We start from the raw sequence: 15,600 nt of genomic DNA, 5'->3' as shown, positions 1-15,600 counted from the left end.
GTCAGCGCACTTGGAGTTCGTTAATCGTGTTTGCACGTACCAAATCCTCATTTTCGATCACGAAAGACTGGTGGCGACCTCCGTTCTTCTCGTTCAGCTCCACCACGAGGCACTTGCCGTCGGGGATGGTGAACTTCGCCATCGTGAAGACCGTGCGCTCGCTTTTTTTGCCCGGCACGAACGTGGCGTAGTTCTGTGCGCGGAGCGGCAGGATGACACGCTCCTGCACGGCGGTACGCTTCGCCACCTTCTTGTCCACGATTTTCCATGTGATGTAGTCCACATCGAAAGGCACGTTGCTCTGGTTCCTGATTTCCGTGTGGAAATACAGAAGCCCGTTGTGCGTGTATATGCCTTTCAGAAGGTACTGGATGCCGAAACGCTTGCAGCCGATATGCTTCACCTCACGTTTGTTCTGCTTGTGGATGGACTTCATGATAAGGCGCACCAGCATCGGGCTTTCGCTGCCCAGCTCTTTCAGGTAGATTTCCTGCGCGTTGTTCGGGCGGTTCACCGCCTCGCCGTCATGGATGAAGTCGCACATCTCCACATTGAGCAGCAGCGGCTCGGCGGCGTACTTCACGTTGAAGGTGTAGAAACTCCCGTCCTCCGTGATGACAGACATGTTGGTTTCGTTCGGGAAGTTCCTCACGGTTGCCTTCACACGGATGACGTTCTCCGCTCCGTCGGCTTTGCCCGCGATCAGGTCGGGCGAGCCTAAATCGACATAGCGCACCTCCGCCGGGAAGATGACATGCACGGTCTTGTCGTAGGTCACTTCCAAGCCGTGCGGGGGAACCATGCGGTCAAAGCCCAGCTTTCTCGTCAGACCGTGATACAGGTCGCCGTCCGCCTCCTTCTGCGGATAGACCTCCTTTGTCAAGGTCGGTTGGTCACTTCCGTTGCTTTGCCCAACGGTTACGTTTTCCTGCGCGTTGGCAGTTGCGATGCCCATAGCGAGGGCAAACATCATGATTACTTTTTTCATTTTACTTTGGATTTTTAGTGGTAAATAAAAATTTGATTATTTCCTTAATTCACTCCTTGATAGAGCATGACCCTGTACCCGGCTTTCAGATGCACTTTGACGGTGCGCATCTTCTTGGCTATATACTGGCTCGTGCCTTGTATCAGCCCCTTGCCCAAGTCGGAGGCGAGCTGCGCCCCGGCATTGGTGGAGATGTTGATGCTGCTCCCCAGCGAGCCGCCCATGTTGGCGGCAACCTCCCGGACAGCGTTCATCTCCATCGAGTTGGGGATGAATATGCCGGGCTGTCCGTCCGTGTCATAGACCTCCAACTCCACCGGGATAACCGTACCGTCGTGTTCCAGCGAGGTGATTTCGATAGCGAGCCGTTCGCCCTGAATCTTGGCTGCGCCGACCACCACCGCATTACGGGGAATGATCCGGTCTGCTACCGCCATCGGCTCCAGCAAGCGCAACCTGACCGCCTGCCCGTCCGTCACGCTCTGCGCCCCATAGACACATGCCGGTATGGTGTTCCTGTCCGATACGGTTGTAATGCCCACCGCCGTGTTGAAACTGCGGTTGCGTTCCTGCGAGAAGGAAGCGACAAATTCGGCATTGCTCACGGGCTGTCCGAGCGAGGACACCACCTGATGCGTCACCTGCCTGACGGGTTTTGCCGTATTCTTTCCGGCTTTCTGCACGGGGGACGGCTCTGTGGTCTGTCCCGCCGCCTGCGTGCCGTTCTGACCGCCCATGTACTTCGCCGCCAGCTCGTAGGATTTTTCCATGAGTGCCACCTGCTCGTCCATCGTGGAGCTTCTCTCTTTTCCGCTTTCCAGTTCGGATTCGAGCGTGGCGATGCGTTCCAGCAGTTCGTCCATCTCCGCATTGTCGTTCTTCGGCTGCTCGTAGAAGTTGCCGAGTGTGGCATTGAGGTCACGGTAGGCAGCTGCCGAGGACTGGATGGTTTTCGGCGCGGGCTTCACCGCCTCTTCCGTTCCGCCGGGATTGGCAAGGTCGAAGTCGCTGTCCCCATCCGCTGCCGCCGTTTCGCGGTCGAACAGGTCGCCCAACTGCTGCATGGCGCGGCTGCGGTTCTCCTGCCGTTCCTCCATTGCCCCCTGCTCGTAGGCTTTCGCCTTGTCACCGATAATCCGGCGGTTCTCCTTGTCCGCGTCGGGCATCTCGATGTTGTAGCCGCTTGTTCCCGGTTCCTGCTCCTTGCCGGAGGACGGGGCGAATATCAGCCACATCGCCCCGATGAATACCAGCACCATAGCGGGAAGCACTATCATTTTCTGACGTTTCAGCCGTTGGGCTTCGGTCAGCGGCTTGCGCTCCTTCTTCGGCTTGTCGTTGCCGGGAGCCGTCTTGTTTTCGGGCTTGCTCTCCGTCTTGTTCTCAATCTTCGTTTCGTTCTTTGTCTGTTCCATATAAATAAGGTATTAAGTGATTTTCCGTTTTTTGCTGTACGGACAGTTCCACCTGTCCGGCATGGTCTGTCACCATCCGGCTACCGTCATTCCTGCCGATGTCATAGACGGCTTTACCGAAAGTGTAGAGGGCAAGCGTGGCGAATGCGGCGAGCATTGCCAGCACGATGCGCCTGCGTGTCTTCGGCGGCAAACCGTCCAGATAGCCCCTGAGCCTTGCCACCAGCATTTTCTTTTTGTCATGGAGTTTCCAATATGCGCCCCAAAATGATTTCTTGATTTTCTTCATATCCGTTTACCTTTTGATGGTTTGTAAATCCTTGTTCTCGATGATGGTGAATCCCTCGATGGTGAACCCGTTGGGGTTGTCGTCCGAACGAGACGAGTTCAAGAGGCGACAAGTGGTCACGAGGCTGCGCTCTGTGACGTTGCTCTGCCGGATGATCTTCTGCGTGGCGTAGGTCACGGCACGGTAGGGATAGCCGTTGAAGTTGCACACCACACTGTCCACTTTCAGCACTTGGTTGATGTTACCGGCGATGATGCGGTTGTAGTACCCTTTCTCGGCGAAGTCCGAATAGTAGTTGTACACGCTCTTGTCCGCCAGCAGCAACGCACGCTTCACGTTGTGTTCTATCGCGCTCTTTTCGGGCGAGAGCGTGAAAAACAGCTCGTGGAAGCGGCGCACATGCTCCCTCGCTTCCGCCGGACGGTTCTGCGAGAGGTCCTGCGAGAGTGCCAGCATCAGCGACTTGCCGTTATCCAGCACATAGATCTTTTCACGCTGCCGCTCCGCGAAGCGGTAGGAACTCCACACGCTCCATACCGTTATCACGGCGCACAGCGAGAGGAAGACGATACCGAACAGGCGTATCTGCCTGAACGATGATTCGATGTTTTTGAGTGACTTGAATTCCATTTTACTTTTTCCGTTTATAATTGCACATTGATTATTTCAGCAGTTTCCCGGCACGTCCGACCATGTTGCCTGCGGTAGCACCCGCCACGCTGCCCGCCATGCTTCCGGCGCGTCCCGCCATCTGGTTCACGTTGCGCCCGTAGCCGCCCATGCCCCCGGCTTGAATGATCCAGCCCGCCACCGTCGGAATGGTGAAGTAGCCGATGATGCCGATTATCATGAACACGATATACACCCCGTCGCTGGAATCCAGCGAGAAGTTGGGGTCGGTCTGCATGCGCTCGATGTCGCTCTGGAGCATCAACACCTGAATCTTGGCGAGTATGGTGCTGAATATGTCCGACACGGGCAGCCACAGATAGACCTGAATGTAGCGGCATATCCACTGCGTGAGCGTGCTTTGGAAGCCGTCCCACACCGATATGGCGAAGGCTATCGGACCGAGTATCGCCAGCACCACGAGGAAGAACGTGCGGATGGTGTCTATCACGAGGGCGGCGGCTTGGAACATCAGTTCCAGTATCTCGCGGAAGAAGTCGCGGATGCCCTTCTTCATCTTGTACATCCCCCGGTCGATATACATCCCCGCCATCGTCACCATGTCGGAGGGCGACCAGCCCAATTCCTCCAGTTGCTTGTCAAACTCCTCGTTGGACACGAGGTAGGCGGTTTCGGGATTGCGCACCATCGCCTCGTATTCCAGCCTGTCCTTCTGCTCACGGTACTTGTTCATGTCCAAAGTCTGCGTTTCGAGCAGTTTCGCCGTACCCTGCACGACGGGCGAGAGGACGCTGTTTATCGTGCCAAGCACCACCGTAGGGAAGAACATGATGCACAGACCGACGGCAAAGGGACGGAGCATCGGGAAGACGTCTATCGGTTCGGCTCTCGCCAGCGACTGCCATACCCGGTAGGCGACATAGAAGAGCGCGCCCAGCCCGGCGATGCCTTTCGCCACGCCCGCCATGTCGGCGCACAGCGGCATCATCTGCTCGTAGAGCGAGCGGAGAATCTGGTGAAGGTTGTCGAACTCCATAGGCTACCAGTATCTTTCGTTCATACTGCCGTACAGCCCCATGATGCGGTCAAGGTCGTTTTTCTTCTTCGCACGCAGGTAGCTCACGCTGATGTTCTTGTTGGTGTAGTAGCTCACGAGGTTGCGGTAACGTTTCATCTTGGAGTGGCAGCGTTCCACCACGTCCATGCGCTCCTTGTCCGTCATGGAGAGCGTGGTGATGTTCACCACGTTCTTCAGCTCCGTCAGCACGTCGTTGGATTCCTCCAGCAGCTTCGTGTACCCGAAGGCGATGGCTCCGAGTTCCTCCACCGTGAAGTTGTCGTCGCGCAGCATCTTCTGGAAGCTGGTCACGTAGATGTCCGTGATGTCGCCCACCATCAGGATGGTCTGCTGCACCTTGCGGGCGTCCTTGACCAGATTGTTCACCGATTTGAGGGCGTCGTAATACTTCTTGCCCTGCTCGTATATTTTCACCGTTTCCTGAAAGTTGTTCACCATGTTCGTGGCGGTCTTCGAGGTGTGGATGATGTTCTTCGAGGCGTTGATGATGCCTTGCGCCAGATTGCCCGGATCGCTCACGACCCATTGGGCGGAAGCCCTGCCCGCGAAAAGCAGGCACAGGCAGATGACGAATGTTATTCTTGTTCTCATGTTTCTTTGGATTTTAGCGGTTCTTATTTTTCTGCCGGAGTTTCCGGCTGCGGCTTCACACGCACGTAGTCCCCGTTGGGTGAGAAGGTCAGCACGTCGGTGGCTTCGTTATACGCCACGTCGATGCGGAAGCCGGTGTTCATGAACAGGTTGCCGTTCTCCTCCTGCAAGAGATAGGTTTCCGGTTTCAGCCTGCGGCGGATGCCGCTCCGTTTGAATACCGTCACCTTGTAGGCTTCGCCCTCCTTGTAGATAAGCACGTCGGGCTTGCCCTCCACGCTTTCCCATTTCCCGCACAGCAAGTCGCGGCGGTTCTCCGCCCCCTCGCNCAAAGAGTTTCTTCCGCATCGTTTCAAAATTCAGGTACAAGACAGGCTTGTGTCCGAATGCCCTAACCGTTCTACCGAACTTATCCTTACGTAAATCGTTACACCTGCGTATAAATACGTCATATCCGAGAAATTTCGCTGGTTTTTGTGCATTGGTTATCAGTGTCTTTTCATCTGACAGTTCCAGTTTAAGAGCTTCATTAAGATAATTCTTAATATCCTCTTTTACTGTTTTGCAGTCTTCAAGACTACCGGTAATTCCAATCAGAAAATCATCTGCGTATCTCACGTATTTTAACCGTTTGATGCTGCTGTCCATTTCATTACGTGCCGGATAGTTGTTCCGTTCTTCTCGTAGCCGCTTAATTTCAGCGGTCATCTGTTCCCTTACCTTTGCATCTTTCTCATTTTTCAGTTTCTTTGCCAGTCGGTATCTCCGCTGTTCGTAGAGCTTGTATCGAGCGTCGCCTTTTCTCGTTACTCCTTTATTGAACCGATTGGTGTATTCCTTGATGTACTTGTCGAACTTGTCAAGGTAGATATTAGCCAGTATTGGGCTGATAATCCCGCCTTGCGGAGTTCCACTGTACGTTCTATGAAATACCCAGTCTTCCACATATCCGGCATTCAGGAACTTTCGGATAAGCCGCAAAAATCTTTCGTCAGCGATACGTTCCCGAAGAATATTAATCAATACGTCATGATTGATATTGTCGAAGAATCCTTTAATATCGCCTTCAATAAACCATTTCACGGCAGTGAATGTCTTTTGTATATCTATAAGAGCAGTATGACAACTTCGTTTGGGACGAAACCCATGCGAAGTATGTTCAAAACTACCTTCATAGATTGCTTCAAGTATCATTCTAACTACTTCCTGTACCAGCTTATCATCAAAAGAGGGTATGCCAAGCGGACGTTTTTTCCCGTTTTTCTTAAGTATGTACGTCCTTTTGGACGGGTTAGGCTGATAAGTCTCATTTTTAAGACTACCAATCAGTTGTTCAATTCGGTCAATGCTCATTCCGTCAATGGTTTTACCATCGGCTCCTGCCGTCATGTTGCCTGTCTTGCTATAAATATTCTGATAGGCTACATAAAACATTTCCTCGTTAAACAGTACTCTATACAGCCGCTCAAACTTATAGTTCAAGTTACCGCTGTGTTTACTCAGACTGTTCAACACATTTTCTGGATTTCTCATGTCTCTCACATCTTCCTTTAAATTGTTAAACTTAATTAGCTGCTTCCCTTCGCCATGTACAGGGCGTTACCCTGCTCAGACTACTATGGAAGCTCCGTTGCCATGCCGGATATTCAGGGGCAGACCCCATAGCCGTACAACTGGCTTTCCGGTTTAGGCAATCCCCGTTTAGAAATTTGACGACTATTTGGCTTGACAGATTGTCGGATACGACTTTCGTCCTTTACTACTTATGGTAGTTGCCTTGCGGTAAGTTTATGCTACTCCTGCTACAAATCATCAGTGTAGTACCGCAACATGACGGTATAATTCCGAAGAATTATTCAACTGTCTTCCGTCATTGCCCAAGGATACGACTGCTCGGACTATCGTTCAACCAATACAGGCTTTATCCTCATATCTGTCATTTTAACTTGCCATTCGGTCGCAGCCTGACAGTTGGCTGACTTATGGCTTTACCAACGTGCTGTGTTCCCTTATGGGGTTTCCCCCTCCGGTAAGCGGTTGTTAATGGGCATTATAAACACTTGCCCAGTCGCTTGCCAAAGCGACATTCATCAAATTCCCTTTACGGGCGCACCAGATATTCCTCCGCGCTCACCTCGGTGGCATAGACCGCCGACTGCGTGCCGTCCAAGCCTATCCACACCTCCTTGTAGAGCCGTGAGGGGTTGTTCGCCATGTTGATGGAGAGTATCTGCGACTTCTCCTTCTCCGTCAGTCCGAGCAACGCCTGAATCTGGTCGAACTTGTTCATGTACTTGCGCTGGTCGAGCAGGATTTTACAGTCCGAGTTGTTGATGATGCTCTCCTTGACAACGGGTGAGGAAATGATGTCGTCCACCTCCTGCGTCACCACGATTGCCTCACCGAAATACTTGCGCACCGTCTTGTACATATAGCGCAGGTAGTCAGCCATATTTGCCGAAGAGAGAGCCTTGCCGGGTAGGTCAGGGGCATTACTGCCCCTTTCCCCCCTCAGAACCGTACATGAAAGTTTCCAATCATACGGCTCAAGCAGTGTTAAATTTCTATTTAATAGAAACCAGCTCATAGTTACATCTTATTAGTTTGAATGACTTTTCTTCTACAGCTGTCATGCAGCAGGAAATTTACTTTCTTGCCATTGACTATTTGTTGGGAAGTTCCCCAAGGATGTTCCTTGTCTATGGGTTTACCACATACGGGACATAAATGGTTCTGTCTTTCCCACATGTACAGCAATGATTTTCTACCGTTGAGCGACTGTAGCATCTTGTAAGTCTTACGCTTTTCAAAATACTCTGTCCATTCGGGGTCAAAGGGATTTGCTTCACCTTTTACCTTGACATATCGGGTAATCTTTGTGTCATACAGCCTTTTCAGTGCAATCCTGTCATCAGTCTTGCCTTTCTTGAAGTTTGCCACGAAGCACCAGTTGCGGTTTTTTATCCGTGTAAAGTATCGGTCGGCAATCCAGTATTTGCCTTTCTTGGGGTGTCGTCTCTTAGCCCATTGCCATAACTTTTCAAATATCAGGTAGTCAGCTTTTCCGAATGTGTCAGAAGCCACACAATTCTTATAGTAGTTTACCCAGCCTGTTATCACAGGATTCAAGAGCCTTATAAGTGATTCCTGTTTGCTTCCTTTATTGGAATCAATGATTCCCCGGATTTTCTGCATGAATTTCTTCAGGCTCTTTTTGGACGGTTTGATTAGAAGCACTCCTTTGTATTTTCGGATATTGTACCCAAGAAAATCAAATCCGTCATCAATGTGCGTAATCTTTGTTTTCTCTTCCGACAGGGTTAATCCCCTTTCCTTGAGAAAGTCTACTACTAACGGTTTGATTTCTTCCAAAGCTTCCTTGCTTCTACCCGTGATGATAAAATCATCCGCATAGCGTACAAGATGTACTTTGGGATAGTAGGTCGTTTTCCTGTTTACAAATTTCTTGTGATACTTCTCTGCAAGCATAGTTTGCAGCCCGTCCAGTGTCATATTCGCAAGAGTTGGTGAGATGATACCGCCCTGTGGGGTACCCTCTTCCGTAGGGAATAGCTCCTTGTTGAAGACAAAACCGCATTTGAGCCATTTCCGCAGCATCACTTTATCCATAGGGATATTGTTCAGCAGCCATTCGTGGCTGATGTGGTCGAAACAACCTTTGATGTCACCCTCCATAATCCATTCGGGAGAAGTTTTCTTTGCAAGGACACAAAAACATTGTTCCCTTGCATCTCCAGTACTTCTCTCTTTACGGAAACCGTAGGAATTACTGTCCGCAGTTGTTTCCGATACAGGTTCCAACGCAAGCAGGTATAATGCCTGCATAGCCCTGTCTTTCATCGTCGGGATACCTAAAGGACGTAGTTTCCCATTACTCTTTTTGATATTGACCCTTTTTAACGGCTGGGGCTTGTAGCCTCTTCTTTTCAGTTCACCGATAGCCTTGAATCTGGCATTGGGAGTTGACCATTTCACCTTGTCAACGCCTGCGGTGTCACTGCCACTGTTTGATGTAACACGCTTTACGGCTAAAGCTTTAGCGTAAAACGAATGCGTTAGCACCCATTGCAAAGATTTCACCTTGCCGTGTTTGCCCGCCTTTTGAGCTTTTACAATACGTGCTTGTAGCTTATTAACCGCTATCTCACACTTGTTCCAGTCTATGCTTTCCCAAGTGCTCCATTTCCGGTCAGTAGATGCACACGATGTTTTAATCTCGTTCATTTGCTTTTCTCCTTTAATAAGTTCTATAAGTTTCTTGTAAAACATCCACCATGCGGAAGTCTGCCCACTTTCGTGTGAGGTGATGTTTCAACCTCTATCCGTTCCATTATAGAACGGCATTCGCTTTCTCCGCATTCCTCTGCCCGCACTCCATTCGGCTTCACTTACGGTCTGCTTACCTGCTGTTAACAGGAGAAGTACGGGTTTACCATGTTTCTTGTATATGACAAACGAATGGGTTAGAATCCGTCTATCCGCCGGCAGTCGTTATGTCCGTGTAACCTTAGCATGGAGAAGGTTATCCGACTGCATCCCTTTTGGGTTAGAGCCCAGTATCATTAGCAGCTCATTCGAAGTTACGACGTTTATCAACGGTTCACATTACGTTATTCATACCATTCAGCCTAGCTCCCCTGTCGTTCGATACTAACGGCAGTTGTCATCCCCTCACGGTTCAGACTTCTCCTTTCGGAAGGGCTTCATTGTTGGTTCTGTTACCGCACGGGTTCATTGCTTAATACCGCACGTTCCCATAGGCTACTGTTGACGGAACAACAGGTTCAATCGTTCTATTTCCAACTCGTGGAATGAAAGTTGAACAATCATATACAAGACTTACATGTCACAGCCAAGCCTCTTCCACGATAAGCTGCTTTCTCACACCTTTCAGACGCCGCATCTTGTTGATGAAGGCTTCCATGATGATGATGGTCACTACCGGGAACAGTTCGCGGTTGTCCTTGATGGAATCAATCTCGAAGACGATGAACCGTTTGCCCAGCAGGTCGATGTTCTCCGCCGAGTTGAGCAGGAAGTCGTAGCGTCCGCCCCGGTAATACTGCCGCATGGTGGTGAGCATGTTGTCGATGTTGAAGTCCTCCTTCTCCACCTTGATGTCACGCTCCGCCAGTTCCCTGCGGTAGTCGTCGCGCATGTACTCGTAGAAAGTGTTGAACGACGGCACGATGCTCCGGTCTGCCCTGATGCGCTCGATGTAGGCACTCACGGCACTGCCCAATTCCCCGCTTTCGGTTTTCGTCACCTTGTCGTCCTCCGACTTCCAGAGCGTCAGCAGCAGCGTCTTGATGCTGTCCTTCTTCTCCACGTCAAACACGTAGTCGTCGGTGTAGAACGGGTTGAAGCTGATGGGCTTCTCCTCCGTGTAGGTGAAATACACGCCGTCCGTGCCGCCCGTCTTGCGCCGTATCATCTCGCACAATCCCTGATAGGAGTTTCCCGTGTCCACCAATACCACATGCGCGCCCTGCTCGTAATATTGGCGCACCAAATGGTTCATGAAGAACGACTTGCCGCTACCCGAAGGACCTAATACGAACTTGTTCCTGTTCGTGGTGATGCCCCGCTTCATCGGCAGGTCACTGATGTCGAGGTGCAGCGGTTTTCCCGTGAGCCTGTCCACCATCTTGATGCCGAAGGGCGAGAGCGAGCTGCGGTAGTTGGTTTCCTCCGTGAAGAGGCACACCGCCTGTTCAATGAAGGTGTGGAAACTCTCTTCCGCCGGAAAGTCCGCAGCATTGCCGGGCATCGCCGCCCAATAGAGTGTCGGGCAGTCGATGGTGTTGTGGCGCGGCACGCACTCCATGCTTGCCAGCTGGCTGCCCACGTCGTTCTTTATGTGCTTCAGCTCTTCCGCGTCGTCGCTCCACACCATGACGTTGAAGTGCGCCCGCACCGAGGTCAGACCGTAGGAGTGCGCCTCGTTCAAGTATCGGTCTATCCACTCGCGGTTGATGCTGTTGCTCCGGCTGTATCGGGATAACGACTGCATATTCCTCGCGGACTTCTCGAATTTTTGAAGGTTCTCCTCGCTGTTGTCGATAATCACGTACTGGTTGTAGATGTGGTTGCAGGAGAGCAGCAGCCCCACCGGGGATGCAAAGGAGAGGCGGCAGTCCGAGCGGTCGGTGGAGAGTTTCTCATACCGGGTGTCGGTAGCCACCGTGCCGGGCAGGTCTTCCGCGTCGGACAGGGTGTGCAGGCACAGGCGGTTGTCGCCGATGCGCATCTCCCGTGCCGAGAGGTCTATGTCCTGCAACGTGGCATCGCCTTCGGGCATGAGCGAGAAATAACGCTCTATCAGTCCGGTTTTGCCTTCCGTCCCCACAATCTCGTCGGTGGAGAGGCGGCGCAGCCTGACAAAGCCGCTGTCGTTGATGATGCGCTCGAACTGTTCCGCAGCCTCCATGAACTTCGCGGCGGTTTCCTTGTCCAGCTCCTTCGGGATGATATGCCCCCGGCACAGCGTGCTGAAATTGCTCTGCATCCGGTTACGCTCCTTCGTCGTCTTGGTTAGGTAGAGGTAGCACGTGTGCTTCAGGTACGGTCGCTCGTTGAAGTGACGCTCGAAGCTCCGTGAGAGGAAACTCATGTCCTCCTTTTGCAACTCCGGTCTGTACTTCTCCTTGATGAACCAGTCCTGCTTGTGGACAACGGAGAAGTCCGGCAGCACCTTGATCGCCTTGCACCAGCAGCCGTGTATCGCCTCGTACTCCGCGCCCGTCACGGTGTAAAGCTCCGGCAGCTCCACCTCGAAAGCCACCGTGATGTCGGCGTCTTTGGAGATGATGCAGCCTTGCTCCACCGCTAATAGCGGGAACTTGTTTTCCAGTGTTGTCATTTTGGATGTATTCCTCATGTCGTTTCTTCCTTTCGTTTCCGTTTGAATAATCGGGTGATCCGCCGCCGGTTGATAAGGTATCGGGGATGGCTCCTTGTTGCCCCTAATTTCATCAGTCCGTGTTCGCCGTACCGGGCGTTCAGTGCGAAGGTCTGCCACACGAGGACGGAAGACGATGCCACGCCGAAGCCGATACATACCCACTGGTCGATGCCGACCATGTAGAGGATGACGAACAGGACGAAGAGAGCCAGCAGACCTCCGCAGAAGATGAAGAGGTACTGAGCCTTCAAGCCCTTGAATTCTACCGGACGGCCGATACCCTTGTTTATCGGGTATTCAGCCATACATTGGTTTATTAAAGGAAGAATGAGCGCAGGATGGTGGCGGCGACAATCAGGAAGATGCACGCTCCGAACCAGCTTGCCGCTGTTTTGGAGGTATCGGGATCGCCGGACGAGAATTTCCCGTACACTTTCACGCCCCCGATAAGCCCGACTACCGCGCCGATGGCGTAGATGAGTTTCGTGCCGGGGTCGAAGTACGAACTCACCATAGAGGTGGCTTCGTTGATGCCCGCGATGCCGTTCCCCTGCGCGAAGGCGGAGGCGGTTACGGCAACCAGAAGTGCCGCTGAGAGGATAAGTTTCTGTCTGTTGTTCTTGTTCATAAACTGTTCTTGTTTTGTGCCGTCAAAAGGGTGGATGGTCCTTTGTCGGGCGGTTGATACTCGGTTACTTTTCTTTGGTTTAGTGGGTTGCCCGTTTGTTTCTACGGACTTGGGTGTGTCCGTTGCGGACCGGCTGTACCTTGTACCGCCGTGCGCGTGGGTGATGCCGTCTTACGTTTTCATTTTCATTCTTTTTTAGTCGTTATACATAGTTGCGGATGTCGAAGTCCTCAATATTGTCCGGGACGACAAAATCCTTTTTCGGTTTCTTCAGCCGGATTTCGATAAGCCCCTTGATGCGGATGCTCATTTCAGACGAGCCGGTCATCAGCTTCTCGTACAGCTCCGTCCCTTCCATGTCGGTGAAGACCTTTGCCGCCCGCTCCCGTTCCGTCGTTGTCGCTTCCGGGTTCTTGGCGGTTCTGACCGCATCGTCTATCTCGTCGAAGCTGCTTCCGGATGCCCTCGGCGCGTCGGGCGTTTCTTCCTCCGGCTCGTCCTCCCCGAACTCCAGTTCCGAAGGCGTGAGGCTCGTGAAGGTTTCGTCGAGTTTATCCTCCGGGATTTGGGCGGGACGGGACACGGTTTCCGTGTTTCCGTCGTCAAAAGTAGCCTCTTCCTCCGTCAGCTCAATGCCTTTTTCCGAAGTGGCGGCTTCTTGCGTCGGTATGGCAGCGGTTGTCCGGGTCGATGCCATCCTGAAACGGCTCTTGCCGATGATGTCCGGGGTGTCTGCGGGCGGTATTTCCCTTACCGCTTCGGGCTTTGCCGCCGTGCCGCCCAACGACCGCCACACTCCGGCTATGCTTCTGAGGAAGCGGACAAGTCTGGTTTCCATGATCCTGTCATAAAGGAGCAGGAACAGGAACCACAGGTTGCAGCCGACCGATACGGTCAGCAGAATATCAGTCATGCTTATTGTTTCACTCATGCACGTTCTCTTTTTTGAGGGTTAAAATACTGCGTCGTAATTCCGGGCGTAAAGGCTTTTTATCGCCTCCTCGCACTGGTTGAAGTGGTGCGTAAGCACATGGTCGATGTAGGCGGACAGCGACAGCCGGTCATGCCCGATCACACGGGTGATGCGCATGATGCGGTCGTGGTACTCCGGGCGCACATACGCCATCTTTCCCTCGCGTGCCTTCACTTCGGCTTCACGGATGAACAGCCGTTCATAGTCCTTCTCACCGCATTTGCCGCATAACGGCACGGGGGACAGGATTTCCACACTCGCCTGCACTTGGGCAAGCATACCGCCGCCGTCATGCTGCGGACTTCTGTTTTTCTGGTTCTTTTCCATATTCAAATCAAGTCTTCACGTTGTTTCTTGTACAGTTCGTTTATTTTCTCCTTGTGCTGTTCCAGATGTTGGCGCAGCACGGTGTCCACGTAGCCGCCTACCGAGATTTCACGCCCGGCGATGTCGTTCACGATTTTGAGAATCTTGCTGTGGACGTCGCGGCTGATATAGACGCACTGGCGCGTCTTTATCTCGTTGCGGCGGAGGAACAGCCCGGAATAGTCGTCCTCCTGCCGTTTGCGGCGGACGGTGTCCCTCTGCGGTTTTTCCTTTGCCGTGTATTGCACGGGCGGCGGTTCCGTTTCAGGGACGCTTTCTTCTTCGGGAGCAGGTGCGGGCGGCTCCTGCGCGTGGTACAGGGTCCCGTCCTGCCTGCGTCTGCCGATGGAGGCTATCAACAGTTCCTCGTCAATGCCTTCGGTGTTCACTTTCCTGCTGCCCATGATTATTGAGGTCTGATGATACGGCTTATCTCTTCCGAGAACTCACGGATGCCGCTCCCTTTCAGCAGGGACGCATCCATCGGGAAGATGGTAGAGCGGAACACGCTCTTGCGCTCTTCCGAGAGGTCGCGCCGGAACTTCTTGCTGTCGGGCAGGCGGGTGGACAGCACCGGCAGCCCCATCTCGGCTATCACATCCCCATACAGGTCGTAAAGCCCGTTCTTCTCCCTGCCGTCCACCATCGTCCAGAAGAGGTACAGCCCTTTTGTTTTCGCCTGTCCCGTCGTCATGAGGTTGTCGCGGAACATCACGGCGAATTGCAGGGTGCTTTCCACGACAAAACGGTCGGCACTCATGGGCGCGAAGATGTAGTCCATCTGCGAGAGGGTCTTGACCACGCCGTTGCTTTTCAGGGTTCCCGGCATGTCGAAGAACACGACGTCGGGTTTCACCTTTTCTTCGGCAAGCATCCTTTCGGCATCATCGAGGGCGTTAAGGGCGTCGCTTGCGATGACCGGGTAGGCGTTCTTCCTTATCTTGCGGAAGTGGTCACACGCGAGTGCCTTGAAATAGAGGCTCCCGCCGATAAGTCCCGTTTCACGCTCACGCAACCCGTGTATGCTGTGCTGCGGGGCGTCGCAGTCTATGACGGCGACATTGTGTCCTTTCACGTTGTGGAGGTAGTTGGCGGCAAGTGCCGTGACGGTGGATTTGCCGATGCCCCCTTTCTGTGTTGCGAATGCAACGAATGTTTCATTACTCATGGTTCTGTTGGTTTTAATGGTTGATGAATTGTTTTCCTGCTCCGATACGGAATCGGTGACATGTATATCCGCGTCCGCGAATCTCCGCCTGTCCGGTTCGTCACGTATCCGCTTCAACGGTGAGGCAGGGATTCGGATAACTGGTGAATGACGACATTGCGTCATGAAGTCATTGAATCCGTGAATCACCGCGTCATTGGAAAGCCGGGCATCCGAAGGTTCGGGTATCCGGTCTGGCAAATAGCCGCCGAAGCGGTTTGCCGGGTATTTGAAAGCCTCATTTTTCATATCTTCAAATCGTTCGTTTCTTGAATCATGCTGCAAATAAACAAGGATATTTTTGAATCCGCACCACTTCCCCGGCAAGTGGCGGCATGTTGCGCCGGTTGGCACTGATTGTCCGGGGCAAGCCTCTGTCCGATACCGCTTTAAGGGCGTAACTTTGCACCCGAACGGCAGGGTTCGCCGCAGGTGGCGCAGCCCGGAGTTTGAAAGGTATTCCCCCAATCCGTCCCCGACGGATTTTTATGTTCGTCTGAACATAGCAAG

The 15,600-nt window shown here is 52.7% G+C and carries 15 protein-coding genes and 2 pseudogenes; all 17 read right to left on the bottom strand.

Translation table 11 applies throughout. The features are described 5' to 3' along the window. Nucleotide 1 precedes the first annotated feature (1 nt). The 17 genes and pseudogenes from traN to BQ7480_RS09090 all read right to left on the bottom strand — a co-directional run bounded on the left by traN (nt 2) and on the right by BQ7480_RS09090 (nt 15,339). Entirely contained in the window at nt 2-988 is a 987-nt protein-coding gene (gene traN / locus BQ7480_RS09170; RefSeq protein WP_005944129.1) for a conjugative transposon protein TraN, read from the bottom strand. A gap of 44 nt (nt 989-1,032) precedes the next feature. Further along, a complete protein-coding gene (traM, locus tag BQ7480_RS09165; protein WP_005944132.1) occupies nt 1,033-2,403 on the bottom strand; it encodes a conjugative transposon protein TraM in 1,371 nt (456 codons plus the stop codon). Further along, the gene (locus tag BQ7480_RS09160) at nt 2,372-2,692 is read right to left on the bottom strand and encodes a TraL conjugative transposon family protein (protein ID WP_005944136.1); all 321 of its coding nucleotides are present in this window, start codon (nt 2,690-2,692) and stop codon (nt 2,372-2,374) included. Before BQ7480_RS09160 ends, traM begins: the two co-directional genes overlap by 32 nt. A gap of 6 nt (nt 2,693-2,698) precedes the next feature. After that, the gene (gene traK, locus BQ7480_RS09155; protein WP_072542609.1) at nt 2,699-3,322 is read right to left on the bottom strand and encodes a conjugative transposon protein TraK; all 624 of its coding nucleotides are present in this window, start codon (nt 3,320-3,322) and stop codon (nt 2,699-2,701) included. 31 nt (nt 3,323-3,353) lie between these two features. Continuing rightward, on the bottom strand, nt 3,354-4,358 hold the full coding sequence (gene traJ / locus BQ7480_RS09150) for a conjugative transposon protein TraJ (RefSeq protein WP_005944138.1): 1,005 nt from the start codon (nt 4,356-4,358) through the stop codon (nt 3,354-3,356). A gap of 3 nt (nt 4,359-4,361) precedes the next feature. Beyond that, nucleotides 4,362-4,991 carry a DUF4141 domain-containing protein gene (locus BQ7480_RS09145; RefSeq protein ID WP_005850484.1) on the bottom strand — a complete coding sequence of 210 codons (630 nt, stop codon included), beginning with the start codon at nt 4,989-4,991 and terminating at the stop codon, nt 4,362-4,364. Between the two features lie 23 nt (nt 4,992-5,014). After that, entirely contained in the window at nt 5,015-5,350 is a 336-nt protein-coding gene (locus tag BQ7480_RS09140) for a DUF3876 domain-containing protein (protein ID WP_072542608.1), read from the bottom strand. Beyond that, nucleotides 5,325-6,524, bottom strand: a pseudogene (locus tag BQ7480_RS09135) (reverse transcriptase/maturase family protein); the annotation flags it as partial. The gene BQ7480_RS09140 and the pseudogene BQ7480_RS09135, both read right to left, overlap by 26 nt. 580 nt (nt 6,525-7,104) lie before the next feature. Continuing rightward, nucleotides 7,105-7,467: pseudogene (locus tag BQ7480_RS09130) on the bottom strand (TraG/VirB4 family ATPase); the annotation flags it as partial. A 113-nt stretch (nt 7,468-7,580) separates the two neighbouring features. Beyond that, on the bottom strand, nt 7,581-9,236 hold the full coding sequence (gene ltrA, locus BQ7480_RS09125) for a group II intron reverse transcriptase/maturase (protein WP_072543943.1): 1,656 nt from the start codon (nt 9,234-9,236) through the stop codon (nt 7,581-7,583). A 622-nt stretch (nt 9,237-9,858) separates the two neighbouring features. After that, on the bottom strand, nt 9,859-11,892 hold the full coding sequence (locus BQ7480_RS09120; protein ID WP_072542606.1) for a TraG family conjugative transposon ATPase: 2,034 nt from the start codon (nt 11,890-11,892) through the stop codon (nt 9,859-9,861). Beyond that, nucleotides 11,889-12,221, bottom strand: a complete 333-nt coding sequence (locus BQ7480_RS09115) for a DUF4133 domain-containing protein (protein WP_005944155.1) — start codon at nt 12,219-12,221, stop codon at nt 11,889-11,891. Before BQ7480_RS09115 ends, BQ7480_RS09120 begins: the two co-directional genes overlap by 4 nt. Nucleotides 12,222-12,232: 11 nt before the next feature. Continuing rightward, a complete protein-coding gene (locus BQ7480_RS09110) occupies nt 12,233-12,544 on the bottom strand; it encodes a DUF4134 domain-containing protein (RefSeq protein ID WP_005944158.1) in 312 nt (103 codons plus the stop codon). A gap of 202 nt (nt 12,545-12,746) precedes the next feature. Next, nucleotides 12,747-13,475 carry a hypothetical protein gene (locus tag BQ7480_RS09105; protein WP_005944161.1) on the bottom strand — a complete coding sequence of 243 codons (729 nt, stop codon included), beginning with the start codon at nt 13,473-13,475 and terminating at the stop codon, nt 12,747-12,749. Between the two features lie 21 nt (nt 13,476-13,496). Next, on the bottom strand, nt 13,497-13,844 hold the full coding sequence (locus BQ7480_RS09100) for a DUF3408 domain-containing protein (protein WP_005944164.1): 348 nt from the start codon (nt 13,842-13,844) through the stop codon (nt 13,497-13,499). A gap of 2 nt (nt 13,845-13,846) precedes the next feature. Next, the gene (locus BQ7480_RS09095; protein ID WP_005944168.1) at nt 13,847-14,287 is read right to left on the bottom strand and encodes a DUF3408 domain-containing protein; all 441 of its coding nucleotides are present in this window, start codon (nt 14,285-14,287) and stop codon (nt 13,847-13,849) included. A 2-nt stretch (nt 14,288-14,289) separates the two neighbouring features. Then, nucleotides 14,290-15,339, bottom strand: a complete 1,050-nt coding sequence (locus BQ7480_RS09090) for a ParA family protein (protein ID WP_008765477.1) — start codon at nt 15,337-15,339, stop codon at nt 14,290-14,292. Nucleotides 15,340-15,600: the final 261 nt, after the last annotated feature.

Source organism: Bacteroides mediterraneensis (assembly GCF_900128455.1).
Classification (GTDB): domain Bacteria; phylum Bacteroidota; class Bacteroidia; order Bacteroidales; family Bacteroidaceae; genus Phocaeicola; species Phocaeicola mediterraneensis.
This window is presented reverse-complemented; position numbering and strand designations above follow the sequence as displayed.